Genomic DNA, 16,922 nt, shown 5'->3' with positions numbered 1-16,922 from the left:
CGTCCCGATCGATGCCATCGAGCGCATCGTTCGCGAGGTGCGGAGTCACACGGCGGAATCCGGGGAGGACCCGATGGATTCGTTCGGGACACCTCAGCAGACGCGGACCATTTCGCGCCTCGGACCTGGACGCGCAGGGCTCTCTGGTGGATCGTCGCGCTCGCGGGGCTGCTGGGGGCGGGGGCCGGGTTCCTCATCCTCAGCGGGATCTTCGGTCTGCTCGATTCCTCGGCTCAGCTGTGGGGGCTGCCTCCTGGCGTCCGCCTCGGGGGCGGGGTGCTGTGCCTGGCGGGGTTCATCGGTTTGCTGGTCTGGATGGCGGTGGGATCGCGCCGCCGCTCCGCGACGTGGCGGGTGCAGGAGTCGACCTGACGCCGCTTCGGCGAGCGACTCTGCTCTCCGGGTGCAGACTCACATTCGGTTCGGGTGAGAGTGCGAGACTGCCGCCATGACTGAGCAGACTCCCCACCACGTGACACTCGATCTGACCGATGAGGGACGCCACGCGGTCCTCATCGCCGCTCTTCAGGAGTACGCCGACGCCGCCCTCGACAGCGTTGAGCGCGACGAGAGCACCACTGCCGAGCGCGATCACTTCCAGATCATTGCGATCACCGCTCAAGGGCTCGTCGACGAGATCATGGCTGCTGGCGGGCATGCTGTTCCGGTCGCGGCCCCGGATCTGTCATCGAGCTGACTCCACGGTCGCCCTACCAGCGACGACCTCTGATCTTAGCTCAGGGACACCTGAGTCGTAGCCGGTCTCGCGCTCGCGGGCTTCTCGGTCGTCATTCTCCAACTCCTGCTGGCGTCGCTCCTTGCGGCCGCTGGAGTAGCTGGAGAATCCGACAATCGTGACGCACACTCCGGTGGCCACGTTCAGCCAGCTGGCGTTGCCCGTCGCCAGGAGCACTGCCGAGGCGATCGTGAACGCCGCGCCCGTTATGAACAGGACCAGCCGAAGGTTCCGGCGTTCCGCTTGCTCTCATTGCGCATGGACTGCATGGACGGCACTGTAGCGGCCTACGATCCGCCGCCGTAGGTTATGGCACTCTCGCGCAGGAGCTGACCCGCCGCATCCTCCGCGAGTTCGAGAAGTGCCGCCTCGTGCCAGCGTCGTGACGCTGTCCCGTCACGCGTCGCGACGAAGCGCCTGGCGTCTCGCGATGCTCCCCGCAGCCAGAACGCAACCGACGGTCAGGGCACCTGCTGCGAGGAGCGGGGGTGCAGTGAGGTCTGTCTGCGCGAGGAGCGAGGTTGGAGACCAAGCCGCCACTGCATCCACCTGGCTCAGGAGAGGGAGAGCCAGCAGGAGGACTGCGGAGATCGCGAGGGCTGCGGCGGTTCGGCGGATCGCCGTCATGATCAGATAGCCGATGCTCATGGACATCACCAGGTACACGGTGGATGCGGCCCAGGTCGTGCTGATGAACGTCGCGGTCAGGGGCCCGATCGCGGCCACGCTGACGATGCCCGCGCATGCCAGGCCGAGGGTGTAGCTCGCGACCGCTGCCAGGCAGTCCACGCCGAGGCGGGGCACGGTGAGGGCAGTGATCGTTCTCACGCGGGTGCGGTAGAAGATCGACGAGCCGGCTCTTGTGTCCCAGGTCAGCGACGTGACCGCGGTGGCGACGGACAGGATGAGGCCGAGCTGCATCGCGCTCTGGTTGTAGAGGGCGATCCCGTCGGCGGGCGTCGCGGCAGCGGCGGTCATGCTGATCTGCTCGGCACTCGCTGCTGCGTCGAAGATCTCCTGCATGTGGGTTGCGAGAACGGGCGCCGAGAGGCCGAAGAACGTGAAGGCCACGATCATGCCGAGCAGGAGCCCTGTCCGCAGGAGTCGGAGGCTCTCCACACGAGCGGATGTGCGGATAACACGTGTCATGGGTGGGGGTCTCCGATGAGCCGAGCGAATGCGGCGTCGAGGTCTCGATCCTCGAGTGTGACTTCGACGAGCGGGGCGGGCAGCGCGGCGATCAGCCGAGGGAGCTCTGTGTCCGCCTGCTCGAAGCTCGAGAAGCGCACCTGACAGATCGCGTCACTAGTGAAGCGGATGCGCGCCTCCGGGAACTGTGCGCGGAGCATGTGCTCGGACGTGCGTGCCCCTTCCGGGGTGAGCTGTGTGTTGAGTCGGATGTTCCAGATGGGGTCCGCAGCGCGTGTGAGGAGCTGTGACGTCGTTCCGGACGAGATCAGGCGCCCCTCGTTCATGACCACGACGTGGTCGGCGAGCTGTTCCACTTCGCTGAGGAGGTGGCTGGAGAGGAGGATGCACCTGTGCTGTCGTTGCTCCTCGAGCACAGCTCGGATGTCCGCTCGGCCGATCGGGTCGAGCGCGCTGTTGGGTTCGTCGAGGATGAGCACGTCGGGATCCAGGACCAGCGCGGCTGCCAGCCCGAGGCGTTGCAGCATGCCTCTCGAGAAGTTCGCGACACCGCGGTCCTCGACCTTCCGCAGCCCGCAGAGGGCGAGCGCTTCTCGTGGTGCGATGCGGCTGGGGGTGCCGCCGCACATCGCGGTGGAGTTCTCGACAACCTCGCGCGCGGTGAGCCAGGACTCGAACTCGGGAACGTCGGGGCAGTACGCCGTCCGTGCGCCGGGCTGGGACACGACGTGTCCGGAGTCGGCTGATGCGAGCCCCGCGATGATGGTGAAGAGGACGGTCTTGCCCGCTCCGTTCGGTCCGATCACGGCGGTGATGCCCCGATTCGCCGCCTCGAACGTGATGTCGCGGATGCCGGTGTCCTTGGCGAACGTGCGCGTGATCCGATCGACCCGGAGCGCGATATCGCTGGTGCTCACCGGAGGTCGCTGTCGCGAAGGGGGGCTGCCGGGCCGCGGCCGAGGAGGACGTAGGCGATGGCGCCGAACGGGATCACTGCGATCGTGATCATGGCCCAGGCCATCTTGGGCAGATATCGCACCTCGGGGCGTCGGGCGAGATCGACGAGGCACCACGCGACGAGCACGAGCACGAGGGCGAGAACAGGGAGGAGCGGGGCCAGCAGGTCGAAGTTGCCATTCATGGGGTGTCCATCCGGTGGATTCGGGTCAGGTGCCGAGGAAGCGAGTGCTTCGGAGGTCGTGCGCTGTCAGCTGGGCTGAGGGGCGACTGGCCGCCGAAGCGCCGCGGAGGGCGTCAGGCGCCGTCCATCTCGGGGCGGGGGAGCGCGATCGTCGTCAGCGCGCGGCGACGGCGCCCCTCACCGGAAGGGTTCGCCATGACCGTGCCCAGCGCATCCATGACGGAGGCGAAGAAGGCATCGAGTTCCTCATCCGTCGCCCAGAAGTCCGCCTGTGCGAAGCTCACCCGGTCGCGGACGAGATCGCGCGTCTCGCCGTCCACGTAGGTCCCGAAGTCGCGGATCAACCCGGAGACGAAGACCGTGAACACGGTCATCAGCTCCTCGGATGTGAGTGACAGCAGTTCATTCGAGCTCGGGTTCGCCAGATTCGCCCCGACACGGTAGGAGCGCTCACTTGCGCCGCGCACGCGCCGTTCGCCCGCGACCTCGATGAGCTCGTGCTCGAGCAGGTGCTTGATGTGGCGGTACAGGGTCGCGATCGGCACGTCGCCGAGTCGTTCGTGCAGTTCGTGCGAGGTCAGCTCGTCACTCGCGAGCAATGACTGGACGATGCGAAGCCGGATCGGGTGCAGGAGGGGAGACGAAGAGACCATGAACAGACTGTATCAGTATTGATATTGATATTGATACTGATACAGGTGCGAGCGGCTCTGTGGCGACTCCAGGGGGTGGGGTCAGTTGAGGGTGGCGAGGCGCGCGACGAACTCGTCGGCAGCGGCTACCTGTTTGCGGAGCTTCGCCTGGCGTTCAAGCGCTTCAGTGCGAATCTCATCCAGTCGGGCCTGGTTTTCGGTGTTCTCCGGATGCGCCTCGAGCTCGTCGACGACGTCGAGCAGCTCTCGCATCTGCTCCAGGCTGTAGCCGAGCGGCTTCATCCGCCGGATGAGCAGCAGGCGCTCCTCGTCCTCTGCGGTGTACAGGCGGAACCCGCCGTCGGTGCGAGCAGACGGCACGAGGAGCCCGATCTCGTCGTAATGGCGCAGCGATCGAATGGACATGCCGGTGCGGTCGGCGAGCTTGCCGATCTGCATCGTCTCCTCGGCCATGCGGGCACTCCTCTTGGCTTAACTCTCACGTTACGGTAGGTTTGCGTGAGGTTGCGGTTCTCCGCGATCCTCTCACTCTTTCCGAGACGCCTCAGGCTCTCGTGGTGCGCAACGGCGCGTGCTCCCTCGTCCTATTCCTGCACCCACCGAGGAGCTCCCGTGACCACCGTCACCCCTACTTCCGACCCATCAGCCCGCTACCGCATCGAGCCGACCGTGCTGCAGGCGCTGCGCAGCCCCCGCATCCTGACTCGCGAGGTGCTCGCTGGTCTGGTCGTGGCGATCGCGCTCATCCCCGAAGCCATCGCATTCTCGATCATCGCCGGCGTCGACCCACGGGTCGGCCTCTTTTCCTCGTTCGTGATGGCCGTCGGGATCTCGTTCCTCGGCGGTCGACCCGCGATGATCACGGCCGCGACCGGTGCCATCGCGCTTGTCATCGCGCCCGTCGCCCGCGACTACGGCATGGAGTACTTCATCGCCACCGTCATCCTCGGCGGCCTCATCCAGATCGTCCTCGCCCTGCTCGGAGTCGCGAAGCTCATGCGCTTCATCCCGCGCAGCGTCATGGTCGGGTTCGTGAACGCCCTCGCCATCCTCATCTTCATCTCGCAGGTGCCGCAGCTGCTCGGCGTGCCCTGGCTCGTCTACCCGCTCGTGGTCGCAGGCCTCCTCATCATGTACCTGCTGCCGCGGCTCACGAAGGTCGTGCCAGCGCCGCTCATCGCGATCGTGCTCCTGACCGGCGCCGCCGTGGCCTTCGGCCTGAACGTGCCCACCGTCGGCGATCAGGGAGAGCTGCCGCGCAGCCTGCCCGAGCTGTTCATCCCGAACGTGCCACTCAGCCTGGAAACGCTGCAGATTATCGCCCCGTTCGCCATCGCGATGGCCGTGGTGGGCATCCTCGAGTCGCTCATGACCGCGAAGCTCGTCGATGAGATCACCGACACCCACTCCCGCAAGACCCGCGAGACCTGGGCGCAGGGCGTCGCTAACATGCTCTCCGGCATCTTCGGCGGCATGGGCGGATGCGCGATGATCGGCCAGACCATGATCAACGTGAAAGCATCCGGCGCTCGCACCCGCATCTCGACGTTCCTCGCCGGCGTCTTCCTGCTGGTTCTCGTCCTCGCGCTCGGAGACGTGGTCGCGGTCATCCCCATGGCAGCCCTCGTCGCCGTGATGATCGTCGTCTCCATCGCGACCTTCGACTGGCACAGCATCACCCCCGCCACGCTGAAGCGCATGCCCAAGAGCGAACTCGCAGTCATGGTCATCACCGTCATCGCGACCGTCTGGACCCACAACCTCGCCATCGGCGTCGTCCTCGGCGTCCTCGTCGCCATGGTCCTCTTCGCCCGCCGCGTCGCGCACTTCACCAACGTCACCCGTCGCATCGACGGCGACACCGCCCACTACGACGTGGAGGGAGAGCTGTTCTTCGCCTCCAGCAACGACCTCACTACGCAGTTCGAGTACACGTCAGACCCGGACCGCATCATCATCGACATGGCCCGCTCGCACATCTGGGATGCCTCCACCGTCGCCGCGCTCGATGCCATCGTCACGAAGTATGAGGCCCACGGCAAGCGCGTGCACATCGTGGGCATGAACGACGCGACCGCCGCCTTCCACCAACGGCTCAGCGGCGGAGTGGCGTCGAGCCACTGACCCCGTGGCCGCGCTGCTACCCGATGACCGGGCGTTCCTCCGGCAGTGTGAAGAGCACGTTGCGCTGACGCACGGCGAGCGCCGTCGCGAGCGCGATCGGGCCGACTCGACCCATGAGCATGAGCGCGGAGAGCACGTACTTGCCGAAGGGGTTGAGCTCCTCGGAGAGGCCGATGGAGAGCCCGCAGGTCGCGAACGCCGAGATGACCTCGAAGAGCGCTCGGTCGAGCCCGACCGGGTTCGTCAGCATGATCATGGACGTGGAGACGAGCACGAGCGTGGCCCCGAGGAAGGTGACGCTGATCGCGAGACGCTGCGTGCCGACCGGGATGCGGCGGCCCGCCACGTTCACGTGCTTGCTGCCTCGGGCTTCGGCGACGATCGCGAGGAACAGGACGGCGAGAGTGGTGACCTTGATGCCGCCGGCGGTCGAGGCGGACCCGCCGCCCACGAACACGAGCGCATCCGTGAACAGCCAGGCCGTCGGCGACGACATGGCGGGATCGACGATCGAGAAGCCCCCGGAGCGCATCATGACCGAGGCGAAGAGCCCGTGGAAGATGCTGTCCGGCACCGAGCGCTTACCGATGGTGGCGGGGTTGTTCCACTCTGCGACGCACCAGCCGACGGCGCCGAGAGCGAGGAGGATGAGCGTCGTCGCCAGCGTGAGCTTCGTGTGCAGCGTCCACTGCTTCCGCACCCAACGCGCTCGAATCAGGTTGAGGAAGACGGGGAAGCCGAGGCTGCCGACGAACACGCCGACCATGATCGGGATGAGGATCGCGAAGTTTCCGTCAAAGGTGGCGAGCCCCTCCGCATGCAGGGTGAAGCCGGCGTTGCCAAACGCGGACACCGCGAAGAACAGCCCGTGCCAGAGGCCGAGGCCGAACGACCCCTCGGTTGCGGTGAATGCCGGCACGAGCACCACCATGATGGCGGCCTCGATCGTGAACGTGGTCAGCAGCACCACGCGGAGCCGTCGCGTCACGCGATGCATCAGGTTCACGACGGTAAACTGTGCCGCGGTGTGTCGGGAAGCCTGGTCGACGATGTCCTGTCGTCGAACCCGTCTGGAGCACCACCGTGTCCGAAACGCCGTCCCCGACCACCGAGCAGACCCCGGTCGCCGTTCCCGCTCGAGGAAGCTACCGCGAATCCCGCCGCATCGGCGACATCCTCCGCAAGGAGACCGTCGGGGGAGTGCTCCTCGCCGTCATGGCCCTCGTCGCCGTCGTGTGGGCCAACTCGCCCGCCGCTGACAGCTACTTCGCGCTGCGCGACTTCCGCATCGGGTACGAGCCCTGGCACCTGGAGCTGAGCCTGGGCGCCTGGGCGGCCGACGGCCTGCTGGCGATCTTCTTCTTCATGGTCGGTCTCGAGCTCAAGCGCGAGTTCGTCTCCGGGGACCTGCGCAGCTTCCGGACGGCCGCAGTGCCGATCGCGGCAGCTGTCGGCGGCGTCGCGGTGCCAGCGGGCATCTACGCGCTCGTCGTCGCGCGTTCCCCTGAGCTGCTCGGCGGCTGGGCCATCCCCACCGCAACCGACATCGCCTTCGCGGTCGCCGTGCTCGCGCTCATCGGCTCGCACCTGCCGAGCCCGCTCCGCATCTTCCTCCTCACGCTGGCCGTCGTGGATGACCTGCTCGCGATCAGCATCATCGCGATCTTCTACACGGACACCATCGACCTCGTGCCGCTGCTGGTCGCCCTGGGCGTCATCGCCGTGTACGGATTCATCGCGCAGCGCTATCGGAGCCTCTTCGACCGCCACGCGTTCGCCGCCTGGCTCGTGCTGCTGCCCATCGGCGTCGTCGCGTGGGCGTTCCTGCACGCCTCCGGCATCCACGCCACCATCGCAGGAGTCCTGCTGGCCTTCACCATCCCCGTCCTGCAGGAGAAGGGGTCGGAGGCACCCGACCGTGCGGGGCTGGCCGAGGAGTTCGAGCATCGCTTCCGTCCGATCTCGGCGGGCATCGCCGTCCCGATCTTCGCGTTCTTCTCCGCGGGTGTCGCCGTGGGAGGTGCCGACGGCCTTCTGTCCGCGCTCACCGACCCGGTCACGATCGGCGTCGTCGCAGCGCTCGTGCTCGGCAAGCCCATCGGGATCGTCAGCACGACGTGGCTCGTCACCCGGTCGAAGCGCTTCACGCTCGACCCGCAGCTGCGGTGGATCGACATCACGGGGGTGGCGCTGCTGGCGGGAATCGGCTTCACCGTCTCCCTCTTGATCGCCGAGCTCAGTTTCCCGGCCGGGTCCGCCGAACAGGATCACGCGAAGGTCGCGATCCTGCTCGCTTCCGTCATCGCCGCCGCCGCGGCAGCGGTCATCCTGAGCGCGCGGAACCGCAAGTACCGGCGGCTGCGCGAGGCGGAGCGCGTCGACGCGGATGGCGACGGCATCCCGGACGTGTTCCAGACGGCGACGGAGCAGGTTCAGAAGTAGTCGCTCATCGCGGCCGCCGCGATGCTGCGCTCTTCCACATCCGACCATCGCAGCGCACTGTCGGACGCTGTTCCGGCGGGGCGCTGGATGTGCGCGGCGAGCCGGCGGCTCAGCCCTTCGGGCGACTCGCAGCCGGTGACGTCGAGCAGGACCACGTCGACGGATTCGCCGAGCTCGCGCTCCAATGACGCGTGCACGCGCATCGCCAGGCCGGCGGCCGCCGAGTCGAGCCGGCGGTTCGTCGCATCCGCCGCATACACCACGATGAAGTGCGCGAACTGCCCGTAGCGGCGCGCTTCGACGACCGCATCCTTCAGAACCGACTTCAGCTGTCGACGTGCGGTCTGCGGTGCCGATGACGTTCGGAGGTCGATGGCCACCACGAACGCTCGCGCGCTCATGGTGAGGGATGCGGGCCGTTCGGCTCGGCAGTCGACCACTCCGGTCGAGGCGGCGAACGCCTGCAGGTGGGGAATCTGGTCGCCGAAGAGGAGCGAGGGGCGGGGCATAGGTGGGGTCCGTTCTGCTGCGAAACGATCGTTCGATCGCTGCCGACCAGACTTCCCGGCGCACCAAGCCCGCAAGGGCAGGAAGCCAACACTAGTCCGAGTCCGGCGAGAACGGGGGAGCATCGGCGGAGGGCCCGCGGGGCGCTCGCCCTGCCCGCCCCCGGAGGCATCACTCAGGGGACGCGCGGGCGATGTGCACCGCGAGGAAGGCCACTTCCTCGTCGGGCAGCTCGACCCCGTGCGCTTCGCGGATGAACGTCCGAACCCGCTCCGCGGTGGCGATGGCGCGCGGGGCGCGCTCGCTGAGGTTCCTGAACAGGAAGTCGTCGCCGGCGAGCAGCTGGCCGGCGAAGAACCGTTCGGCGAAGAACTGCAGGTGCGTCAGGAAGCGGGATGCGTGGAGGTCTTTGCGTGAGACTCGCACCGCCGACGTCATGGTCACGATGCTGGTGACCTTCGCGACGAGATCGACGACCCGCATGGAGTCGACCCCGGGCTTCCCTGTGTCGGCGTTGACGAGGTGGAAGGCCACATTGGCCGCTTCCTCCTCGCCGAGTCGCACTCCGAGCCGCCGCTCGACATGTTCGAGGGCGCTCACGCCGACCGCGTGATGGTCTGGGTAGACCGTTCGCACTTCCCACGCGAGCCTGTTGGTGAGCGTCAATCCCTGTCGGTGTCGCTCCACGGCGAAGTGCAGGTGGTCGGTGAGGGTGAGGTACACGTGTGGATCGAGGGTCAGTCCCGCCCGGGCCGCATCTGCGGCGATCTCCCTCGTCAGCTCCACGTACTCGGCCGGTATCTGCGCGAGCAGCTCGACGAGGTTCCGGTGGTCCGCATCCGGGAGCGAGATGAACTCCTGGTCGGTGATGGCCGGTGAGACCTCGTCGCCCGGCTTCTGCCCGTACCCGATCCCCTTGCCCAGGAGGACACGCTCGACGCCGCGGTCGTCGACGACGAGGACCACACTGGAGTTGAGGACTTTCTTGATGGCGGGCACGGGGGTCTCCTTTGACGCCGCTAGTAGTTTCTGCTCTCGAGCTGAGAGGGCTGAGCTGAGCCGTGCTGCGCTCAGCTCAGCTCAGCCGATCGGCTCAGTTGAGATTCGAGCCGTTGGACTCGATGACCTGTCGGTACCAGTGGAACGAGTCCTTGCGTCGGCGCTCCAAGGTGCCGTTGCCGAGGTCGTCCAGGTCCACGTGGATGAAGCCGTACCGCTTGCTCATCTGCGACGTCGACGAGCTTACGAGGTCGATCGGGCCCCAACTCGTGTACCCCATCAGGTCCACGCCCTCGTCGACGGCCTGGATCATCTGCTCGAAGTGCGCTCGGAAGTACTCGACGCGGTAGTCGTCGCGGATGCGGCCATCCGCATCGACCGTGTCGCGCATCCCGAGCCCGTTCTCGACGATGAAGAGCGGCTTGCGGTAGCGGTCGTAGAGGTCGAGCAGTGAGATGCGCAGCCCGATGGGGTCGATCTGCCACCCCCACTCGGAAGAACCCAGGTAGGGGTTCTTCACGCCGAGCACCGTGTTGCCCGGAGTGCGCTCTGCATCGGGATCGACGGATTCGGTCATCGACATGTAGTAGCTGAACGAGACGAAGTCCGCGGTGTTCTCGCGGAGGAGCTCGGCATCGCCCTCCTCGAACGGAACCGTGACGCCCATCTCTGCGAGCTGGCGCAGCACGATCGGCGAGTACGAACCGCCGGCCTGCACGTCCGAGCACATGTAGAGGAGGCGCTCCTTGGCGCGCGTCGCTGCGACATCGTCGGGGTGGCAGGTGCGGGGATAGGTGGTGAGCATCGTGATCATGCACCCCATCTGGGCGTCCGGGTGCAGCTCCCGCAGCAGGCGGGTGGCCGAGGCCCCGGCGACGAACTGGTGGTGCAGCGCCGTGTAGCAGGCCTGCGTGATCGAGGTCTCCGTCACTGTCTCCTCGATGATCCCACCGGAGGTGAAGGGGTGGCGCTCCATGCCGTCGATCTCGTTGAAGGAGATCCACATCTTCACGAGGTGCCCGAACTTCTCGAAGCAGGTGCGGGCGAAGCGCTCGAACAGGCCGATGGTGGCTCGATCGAGCCAGCCGTTGCGCGTCACGGCCAGTTCGAGGGGGGCATCGAAGTGCGAGAGGGTGACGAGCGGCTGGATGCCGAGGCGCTGCATCTCCTCGAACAGGTCCAGGTAGTAGGCGACGCCGGCTTCGTTGGGTTCCAGCTCCTCGCCGGTCGGGTAGAGGCGCGACCAGAGGATCGAGACACGGAGGACGGAGAAGCCCATCTCGGCGAACAGTGCGAGGTCTTCCCGGTAGCGGTGCACGAAGTCGATGCCTCGCCGCTTCGGGAAGTACGTGGGGTCGGGGTCGGCTTTGGCGTCGGCGATGCTCTCCAGCGTGACCGCGTGGAGTGCCGCGAAGTCGTCGTTGTCGGCGTTCGGGTGCCGGCGGAGCACGTCGGTGACGACCCAGCCTCGCCCGTCTTCTCCCCAGCCGCCTTCGGCTTGGTTCGCGGCGAGTGCGCCGCCCCAGAGGAAGGTGTCAGACAGTGCCATTTGCGGTCTCCTTGATGGTGGTGAGTTCGATGAGCTGTGCTGCACGCTCGGTGTGCTGACCCGTCGTGAATCGCACGTCTCTTCCTGCTGAGTTCACGACGACGACGGGTGTGATGGTGTCGAGTCCGGCTGCCCTGATCGCGTCGAGGTCGGCGTCGATGACGGGCTGTCCCGCTTCGACGCGGTCGCCCTGCGCGACGTGCGTCGTGAAGGGTGCACCGTCGAGCGCGACGGTGTCCATGCCCACGTGGACGAGGACTTCGACGCCGTCGTCGGTGCGGATGCCGATGGCGTGCCGTGAGTCCAGCATGGAGGTGACGGTTCCCGTGACGGGTGCCACGACACGTCCGTCGGCGGGGCGTATCGCGACGCCTTCTCCGAGGACGCCGGATGAGAAGACCCCGTCCTCGAGGGATGAGAGCTCGACGACCTCGCCCTTCATGGGGGCCACGATGGCGAGCGACACCGTGTCGTCCGCTGCGTCCAGCGGCTGGCTCTCGGCTTGGCCGAGCACTCGCAGGGTGCCGGAGTCCGAGTCCTTCCAGAGGACCACCCCGACCACGAAGGAGACGACGAGCCCGATGACGAGACCGATCAGCGCGTGGATGAGGTTCCACGGGTCGAGCGAGTCGATGAACATGGAGATGCTGGCCAGGCCGGGGCTGACGATCGCGAACGTGTCGACGAACGTGATGCCGAGGTAGGCGCCGGAGGTGATGGCGCCGGCGAGGACGGCGATGAGGGCTCGACGGTTCTGCAGCGTCACGCCGTAGAGGGCGGGCTCGGTGACGCCGAACAGCGCTGAGAAGCCAGCTGAGACGGCGATCGCCCGGAGCCCCTGGTTGCGGGTGCGGAGGGCCACGGCGAAGCTCGCCCCCGCCTCGGAGATGTTGTGGGCGAGCGACGCGGTCAGGTAGAAGCTCTCCTTGCCGTAGGTCGCCATCGTCGTGATCGTCGGGGGCAGCAGCGGCTTGTGCATGCCGACCGAGATGAGGAACGGCAGGATGGCGGCGAGGAGCGCGACGGCGATCCACCCGAAGGTGTTGTGGAAGTTGAAGAGGAGGCCGGCGAAGAGGTCGCCGATCTCGAAGCCGAGCGGGCCGATGAGGAAGACGGTCGCGGGGGCCACGACGAGGTAGCACATCAGGGGCACGAAGAACGTTCGGATGGGCGGCCAGGAGAACTTCGTGAAGAAGCGCTCGGTGCCCCAGAGCAGCAGCACGGCGAGGATTGCGGGGAACACCTGCGAGTTGTAGTTGACGACGGGGACGGGGATCCCGAACAGCGCTGTGCCGCCTTCCTGGGTCACGAGGGCCGTGAAGGCGGGGAAGAGCAGGAGCGCCACCGTGCCGAGCGCCACCGGGCGGTTGACGTCGAGCTTCTTGGCCGTGGTGTAGGCGACGAGGAGCGGCAGGAAGGCGAACACCGCGTCGGGGACGGCGGAGATGAGCGCGTACGAGTCCGTCTCGCGGTCGATCCAGCCAAGGGCCGCTGCCAGGACGAGCAGCGACTTGAAGATGCCGGCGCCCGCGATCGCGGGGATGATGGGCACGAAGACGCTGACGACGAAGTCCAGCACCTTCGAGCCGACCCGCTTGACGGTCCACGGGGTTCGGGTCTTCTCGGCTGCGGTGGCGGTCGGTGACCCTGAGCGGAGCTTCTCGACCGCTCGGTAGTACTCGAGAACTCGTCCTCCCACGATGACCTGCGTCTGCGGGCCTCGGACGACGCCGAGCACGCCCGGGATGGACTTGAGTGCCGACTCGTCGACGGTGCTGTCGTCGGCGAGGGTAAACCTCAGACGGGTCGAGCAGTGCTGCAGGGCAGACACGTTGCTGCTCCCGCCGACGTGCTCGAGGATCTCGGCTGCCTCTGAGCTGATGTTCATGTTGTGCTCCTCCATTGGAACTCCGGGGGACCGCATCCGGGCAACAAAAAAGGACCCGACCGTTAGCTCTGAAGAGCAACAATCGGATCCTGCCTGCATGACCAGTCACATGTCCGTTGCATGAACATACACGGATCCCGGATCGGTGTCCACCGTCGGTTCGGAGGTACACTCGGCCTCAGCAGGGTGCGTGCGTGGCACCTTCACGCCAGGTGACCTACGGGGCCTTCGCGATCCGACCGGAGAGCGACGACTGGAGTCCCCTTGACGAATCCCAGCACCAGGGAGCGTGCCCTGGCGGCGCTTGCGGCTCTCGCATTCGGCTTCGTGATCGCGGGTGCCAACAGCATCAACCCGCTGCTTCCGATGCTCCGGGTCGAGGTTCCGCTGGGCCCGCTCGGAGTCTCGCTGACATTCGTGGCCTACGTGTCCGCGGCGGTCCTGACCCTCTTGGTGGTCGGCTTCTCCCGCGTGCGCGTGTCACCGGGTGCGGCCGTGGTCGTGGCGCTGCTGGTCGCGGCCTGCGCGAATGCGCTTCTCGCGTCGCCCGTGGACTGGCAGATCCTCGCGGGGCGGGCTGCAACAGGTATCGCGGTCGGGCTCGCCACCGGTGGCGCGGCAGGTCTGGTCGTCGAGGCGCTGCAGGGGCGCGGGCGGGGCTTGGCCGCTACGGGGAACCTCGTCGGCGCGGTCGTCGGCACTGCCATCGCGCAGGGCGTGGCGGCGGTCGAGAGCACCGCCGGCGTGACGCTCATGTACGTCACGGGTGCCGGAGTCTCGCTGCTGCTCGCCGTTGCGCTTCTCCTCCTGCTCCGGGCACGGGCGGGGGCACGGGTGCCGCAGGGTGAACCGCCGAGGAGCACGACCGATGCCGCGCCATCTCATCGACTGACGCGCGCAGACGTGGGGACGATCCTGCGTGCCGCCATCGTGTGGACAGGGCTCAGCGCCGGTGTCGTGTACGCGCCGACGATCTTCGCTGACGCCGCCATGCCAGCCGCGCAGTTCGCGGGAAGTGTCACGATGCTCGTGGCCGCGGCCATCGCCCAGCTCGGGAGCGCGCCCCTCGGGCGCTTGCTTCCCAGGGCGAGCGGTCACCTCGCCTTCGCCGTCGGCGCTGCGCTGGCGGTGACATCGGTGCTGACCACGAGCAATGCGCTTGCCTTCATCGCGCTGGCGCTCGTCGGCGGGGGAGGGGCCGTGGCGTACCGGACGTCGCTCGTGCACCTGACGCGGGGAGCTGCGCCAAAGCTGCAGAGCGTGCTCGCATCGAAGTTCGCCGTCGCCACCTATGCCGCGTCGGCCTCGGCAGTGCTCACGATCGGGCTGCTCGGCGGTGTGCTGCCGACGGAGATCGTGCTTGCCGCGTTCGCGACGCTCCTGAGCCTCGCCGCGCTTCTCATGCACTGGCGTGCGCCGAGGCTCCGGGACCTGTCCGGGTGAGTCCGCACCGAGCTGGCGGGCGAGTTCTGCAGCAGCTCGTGCACCGTGCCCGCCTGCCCGATATCACTGGCCAGGAGGATGCCGACTGCCGCGTGGGTCGTGACTCACGGGCGCTCCTCGATGCGACGAGATCTCCAACGGGCCTCCTTCGGCGCGTCGGTGGCGGAGGCCAGGGACAGGCGAAGAACCTGCTTCGCGAGCAGGTCTGCGAGCACGACCGCCTGACGCACCTGCATCGGGGTGAACCCTGCTGGCGTGCTCGCGTACATGTCCACCGCCCCGATCGGCGTGGGCCCGACGAACATCGGGAACGCGAACAGCGCACCGACCTGCTCTCGCGAGACCGCATCCTTGAACGCCGACCACCGGTGTGCAGGGAGCGCCGTCACGTTCTCGGTCAGCACCGGCTTCCTCGTCGCGAGCGCGTCCCAGCATGGCCCCTCACGGAGGTCGAGCTGGATCTCGTCGATCCGAGCCGCCACCTCGTTCGAGGCCGACAACGTCGCGCTGCCGAGGACGTCGCCCATGGTGGACACTGATGCGCCCGTCACTCGGAACGTCTGCAGGAACAGGTCAGCGGTGCAGTCCAGGGAGTCCACTGGCGCCGCCAATGTCTCCAATGCCCGTTCGAAGCGCTCTCGTCGCATGGAGGGACCTCCTCGGCTCCACAACCCTGGTCCCGCCCGAGCGTAGGGCGGCTGGGCGTCGGGATGCACCCGGTAGCCAGGGAGCTCGAGGAGTGGTAGGAACCGGCAGCGCGGGACTGAGGGAGCCCGAACCGGTCGAGGAACTCGCTCTCGAGCTCTACTGCGCCAGTCGCCCCGCCCAGTCGAGCATCAGCGGCATCGATGCGGTCGACAGCAGCGTCTGCACGCCGATGATGGTCGCCATGAGTCGCGTGTCACCGCCGAGCTTCGCGGAGAGGATGGCGGCGGACGGGGCGGTGGGGACGGCGGTCAGGATGACGATGGCGTGGAGCGTCAGCTCGTCAGCGCCGAGCGCGATGGCCAGGGCGGCCGCGGCGAGCGGCAGCGCGGCGAGCTTGATGAGGGTCGGGACGGTCACCTCGAGGAGGTCGCGCCTCCTCCAGGCGAAGCTGATGCTGGCACCGGCGATGAGGGTGCCGCACAGCAGGGCCGATGATGCTGCGAGGTCGAGGGTGCTCGCGATCGCTGTCGGCAGCGCGATGCCCGTGATGCTCACCCCCAGGCCGGCGAGGCAGCTGAGGATGAGCGGGTTCGTGGCGATCTCCCGGAGGAGCTTCGGCCGCGGGGCGTCGTCGTCGTGGGCGCCGTACAGGGTGAGCGTCGAGACGCAGAGGAGATTGACGACCGGCACCGAGATGGCGCAGGCGATCGCGAACGTGGCGATTCCGAGCTCGCCGTGCAGGGCGCTGATGAAGGCCAGGCCGATATAGGTGTTGATGCGGATCGCCCCCTGCACCATGGAGCCGAGTGCGGGGCCGGTCGATCTCAGCAGGGGCCTCGACGCGATGAGTACGCCCGTGACGGTGATGATCGGAACCGTCGTCGTCAGCAGGAGCGGACCGATGTCGATGGCTCCGAGGTCGGCGTTCCCGATCGAGGTGACGAAGAGCGCGGGACCGAGCACGTAGTACGTGAGGAGTTCGAGGCCGCTCCAGAACTCGCCGGACCTCAGCATGGTGCGCCGCAGGACCGCACCGCCGATGAGCGTCAGCAGCACGGGCACGATCGCAGTCATGATGATTCCCACGCCCCCACCGTGGTGCAATAGGTCAATGCAGTTCAACCATGACAACATGACGGGTGCGCTGCTCGCCGCCGAGCTCGTAAACGCCGAGGCCAGCAATGGTCCAGAAGCACGCGTCGGTGCGGCGCTCGAGCTGCACGGGATCCGCGGTCGAGCTGCACTGTCCACATTCGTCGATGGCGTGCTCGAGTGGGCTCGACTGCTCCGTCGGGTCTTCGAGGGCCAGGATGCGCGGACGCGCTGCGACGAGGTCAACGCGCTTCTCGCGCTCGGGGCCAGCAAGGGCGTCTACCTGAGCACGCACGACGGTCTCGACCCTCACCTGCACTTCGCCCCGGACAGCGACGACCTCCTGGCCAGGGTCCGGGCCGTCACAGCGGGTGGTCTGGCGATCTTCCTGACCGAATCGCGCGGCAGCCGTCTCGGCGTCTGCTCCCGGCGCGGTTGCGAGCAGGTGTTCGTCGACGTCGGCAGGAACGCGACTCGTCGGTACTGCTCGACGCGGTGCGGGAACAACGACGCCGTCGACCGCTACCGTCAGCGCGGCTGACGACCGGCGC

General features: G+C 67.4%; 18 protein-coding genes. 6 read left to right on the top strand and 12 right to left on the bottom strand.

Going from position 1 to position 16,922, the window contains the following annotated elements; translation table 11 throughout:
• Positions 1-372: hypothetical protein (locus ACQFZP_RS17310; RefSeq protein WP_211892218.1), on the top strand; the 372-nt coding region annotated here is incomplete at its 5' end.
• A 76-nt stretch (positions 373-448) separates the two neighbouring features.
• The gene (locus ACQFZP_RS17305) at positions 449-697 is read left to right on the top strand and encodes a hypothetical protein (protein ID WP_211892217.1); all 249 of its coding nucleotides are present in this window, start codon (positions 449-451) and stop codon (positions 695-697) included.
• Between the two features lie 435 nt (positions 698-1,132).
• Here the strand turns inward: ACQFZP_RS17305 and ACQFZP_RS17300 are convergent, their stop codons facing one another.
• The 5 genes from ACQFZP_RS17300 to ACQFZP_RS17280 all read right to left on the bottom strand — a co-directional run bounded on the left by ACQFZP_RS17300 (position 1,133) and on the right by ACQFZP_RS17280 (position 4,132).
• A complete protein-coding gene (locus ACQFZP_RS17300) occupies positions 1,133-1,885 on the bottom strand; it encodes a hypothetical protein (protein ID WP_211892216.1) in 753 nt (250 codons plus the stop codon).
• Positions 1,882-2,802: an ABC transporter ATP-binding protein gene (locus tag ACQFZP_RS17295; protein WP_211892215.1), complete on the bottom strand. Its 921-nt coding sequence runs from the start codon at positions 2,800-2,802 to the stop codon at positions 1,882-1,884. Before ACQFZP_RS17295 ends, ACQFZP_RS17300 begins: the two co-directional genes overlap by 4 nt.
• The gene (locus tag ACQFZP_RS17290) at positions 2,799-3,026 is read right to left on the bottom strand and encodes a PLDc N-terminal domain-containing protein (RefSeq protein WP_211892214.1); all 228 of its coding nucleotides are present in this window, start codon (positions 3,024-3,026) and stop codon (positions 2,799-2,801) included. The genes ACQFZP_RS17295 and ACQFZP_RS17290 overlap by 4 nt, the downstream gene beginning before the upstream one ends.
• Before the next feature lie 113 nt (positions 3,027-3,139).
• Positions 3,140-3,679 carry a helix-turn-helix domain-containing protein gene (locus ACQFZP_RS17285; RefSeq protein WP_211892213.1) on the bottom strand — a complete coding sequence of 180 codons (540 nt, stop codon included), beginning with the start codon at positions 3,677-3,679 and terminating at the stop codon, positions 3,140-3,142.
• An 81-nt stretch (positions 3,680-3,760) separates the two neighbouring features.
• Positions 3,761-4,132: a MerR family transcriptional regulator gene (locus ACQFZP_RS17280; protein WP_104310175.1), complete on the bottom strand. Its 372-nt coding sequence runs from the start codon at positions 4,130-4,132 to the stop codon at positions 3,761-3,763.
• Between the two features lie 159 nt (positions 4,133-4,291).
• Here ACQFZP_RS17280 and ACQFZP_RS17275 point away from each other — a divergent pair, with 159 nt between their 5' ends.
• Positions 4,292-5,803: a SulP family inorganic anion transporter gene (locus ACQFZP_RS17275; protein WP_211892212.1), complete on the top strand. Its 1,512-nt coding sequence runs from the start codon at positions 4,292-4,294 to the stop codon at positions 5,801-5,803.
• Positions 5,804-5,819: 16 nt separating this feature from the next.
• On the opposite strand, the gene ACQFZP_RS17270 is transcribed toward ACQFZP_RS17275, so the two are convergent.
• Positions 5,820-6,800: a TrkH family potassium uptake protein gene (locus tag ACQFZP_RS17270; RefSeq protein ID WP_211892230.1), complete on the bottom strand. Its 981-nt coding sequence runs from the start codon at positions 6,798-6,800 to the stop codon at positions 5,820-5,822.
• 86 nt (positions 6,801-6,886) lie between these two features.
• Between ACQFZP_RS17270 and nhaA the strand changes: the two genes are divergently transcribed.
• Complete coding sequence (gene nhaA, locus ACQFZP_RS17265; RefSeq protein ID WP_211892211.1) at positions 6,887-8,245, top strand: Na+/H+ antiporter NhaA; 1,359 nt, start codon at positions 6,887-6,889, stop codon at positions 8,243-8,245.
• Here nhaA and ACQFZP_RS17260 read toward each other — a convergent pair.
• The 4 genes from ACQFZP_RS17260 to ACQFZP_RS17245 form a co-directional block, all read right to left on the bottom strand.
• Entirely contained in the window at positions 8,236-8,754 is a 519-nt protein-coding gene (locus tag ACQFZP_RS17260; protein WP_211892210.1) for a hypothetical protein, read from the bottom strand. The genes nhaA and ACQFZP_RS17260 overlap by 10 nt on opposite strands.
• A 169-nt stretch (positions 8,755-8,923) precedes the next feature.
• Positions 8,924-9,751 carry a PRD domain-containing protein gene (locus ACQFZP_RS17255; protein ID WP_211892209.1) on the bottom strand — a complete coding sequence of 276 codons (828 nt, stop codon included), beginning with the start codon at positions 9,749-9,751 and terminating at the stop codon, positions 8,924-8,926.
• 94 nt (positions 9,752-9,845) lie between these two features.
• Entirely contained in the window at positions 9,846-11,300 is a 1,455-nt protein-coding gene (locus tag ACQFZP_RS17250) for a glycoside hydrolase family 1 protein (protein WP_211892208.1), read from the bottom strand.
• A complete protein-coding gene (locus ACQFZP_RS17245) occupies positions 11,287-13,188 on the bottom strand; it encodes a beta-glucoside-specific PTS transporter subunit IIABC (protein ID WP_104310574.1) in 1,902 nt (633 codons plus the stop codon). The genes ACQFZP_RS17250 and ACQFZP_RS17245 overlap by 14 nt, the downstream gene beginning before the upstream one ends.
• Positions 13,189-13,452: 264 nt before the next feature.
• Between ACQFZP_RS17245 and ACQFZP_RS17240 the strand changes: the two genes are divergently transcribed.
• Entirely contained in the window at positions 13,453-14,631 is a 1,179-nt protein-coding gene (locus ACQFZP_RS17240; protein WP_211892207.1) for an MFS transporter, read from the top strand.
• Positions 14,632-14,735: 104 nt separating this feature from the next.
• On the opposite strand, the gene ACQFZP_RS17235 is transcribed toward ACQFZP_RS17240, so the two are convergent.
• Complete coding sequence (locus tag ACQFZP_RS17235; RefSeq protein ID WP_211892206.1) at positions 14,736-15,230, bottom strand: GAF domain-containing protein; 495 nt, start codon at positions 15,228-15,230, stop codon at positions 14,736-14,738.
• 205 nt (positions 15,231-15,435) lie between these two features.
• Entirely contained in the window at positions 15,436-16,353 is a 918-nt protein-coding gene (locus ACQFZP_RS17230; RefSeq protein ID WP_211892205.1) for an AEC family transporter, read from the bottom strand.
• 37 nt (positions 16,354-16,390) lie between these two features.
• Here ACQFZP_RS17230 and ACQFZP_RS17225 point away from each other — a divergent pair, with 37 nt between their 5' ends.
• Entirely contained in the window at positions 16,391-16,912 is a 522-nt protein-coding gene (locus ACQFZP_RS17225; RefSeq protein WP_211892204.1) for a CGNR zinc finger domain-containing protein, read from the top strand.
• The last annotated feature ends 10 nt before the right edge of the window (positions 16,913-16,922 follow it).

This window comes from Pseudoclavibacter sp. Marseille-Q434 (assembly GCF_050315415.1).
In the GTDB taxonomy this organism is placed as follows: Bacteria; Actinomycetota; Actinomycetes; order Actinomycetales; family Microbacteriaceae; genus Pseudoclavibacter.
This window is presented reverse-complemented; position numbering and strand designations above follow the sequence as displayed.

Excerpts from the sequence above, each read along its gene's own strand:
- ACQFZP_RS17305 (WP_211892217.1), top strand. The coding sequence starts at position 449 with ATGACTGAGCAGACTCCCCACCACGTGACACTCGATCTGACCGATGAG.
- ACQFZP_RS17300 (WP_211892216.1), bottom strand. The coding sequence starts at position 1,885 with ATGACACGTGTTATCCGCACATCCGCTCGTGTGGAGAGCCTCCGACTC.
- ACQFZP_RS17290 (WP_211892214.1), bottom strand. The coding sequence starts at position 3,026 with ATGAATGGCAACTTCGACCTGCTGGCCCCGCTCCTCCCTGTTCTCGCC.
- ACQFZP_RS17285 (WP_211892213.1), bottom strand. The coding sequence starts at position 3,679 with ATGGTCTCTTCGTCTCCCCTCCTGCACCCGATCCGGCTTCGCATCGTC.
- ACQFZP_RS17280 (WP_104310175.1), bottom strand. The coding sequence starts at position 4,132 with ATGGCCGAGGAGACGATGCAGATCGGCAAGCTCGCCGACCGCACCGGC.
- ACQFZP_RS17270 (WP_211892230.1), bottom strand. The coding sequence starts at position 6,800 with ATGCATCGCGTGACGCGACGGCTCCGCGTGGTGCTGCTGACCACGTTC.
- ACQFZP_RS17260 (WP_211892210.1), bottom strand. The coding sequence starts at position 8,754 with ATGCCCCGCCCCTCGCTCCTCTTCGGCGACCAGATTCCCCACCTGCAG.
- ACQFZP_RS17250 (WP_211892208.1), bottom strand. The coding sequence starts at position 11,300 with ATGGCACTGTCTGACACCTTCCTCTGGGGCGGCGCACTCGCCGCGAAC.
- ACQFZP_RS17245 (WP_104310574.1), bottom strand. The coding sequence starts at position 13,188 with ATGAACATCAGCTCAGAGGCAGCCGAGATCCTCGAGCACGTCGGCGGG.
- ACQFZP_RS17230 (WP_211892205.1), bottom strand. The coding sequence starts at position 16,353 with ATGACTGCGATCGTGCCCGTGCTGCTGACGCTCATCGGCGGTGCGGTC.
- ACQFZP_RS17225 (WP_211892204.1), top strand. The coding sequence starts at position 16,391 with ATGCAGTTCAACCATGACAACATGACGGGTGCGCTGCTCGCCGCCGAG.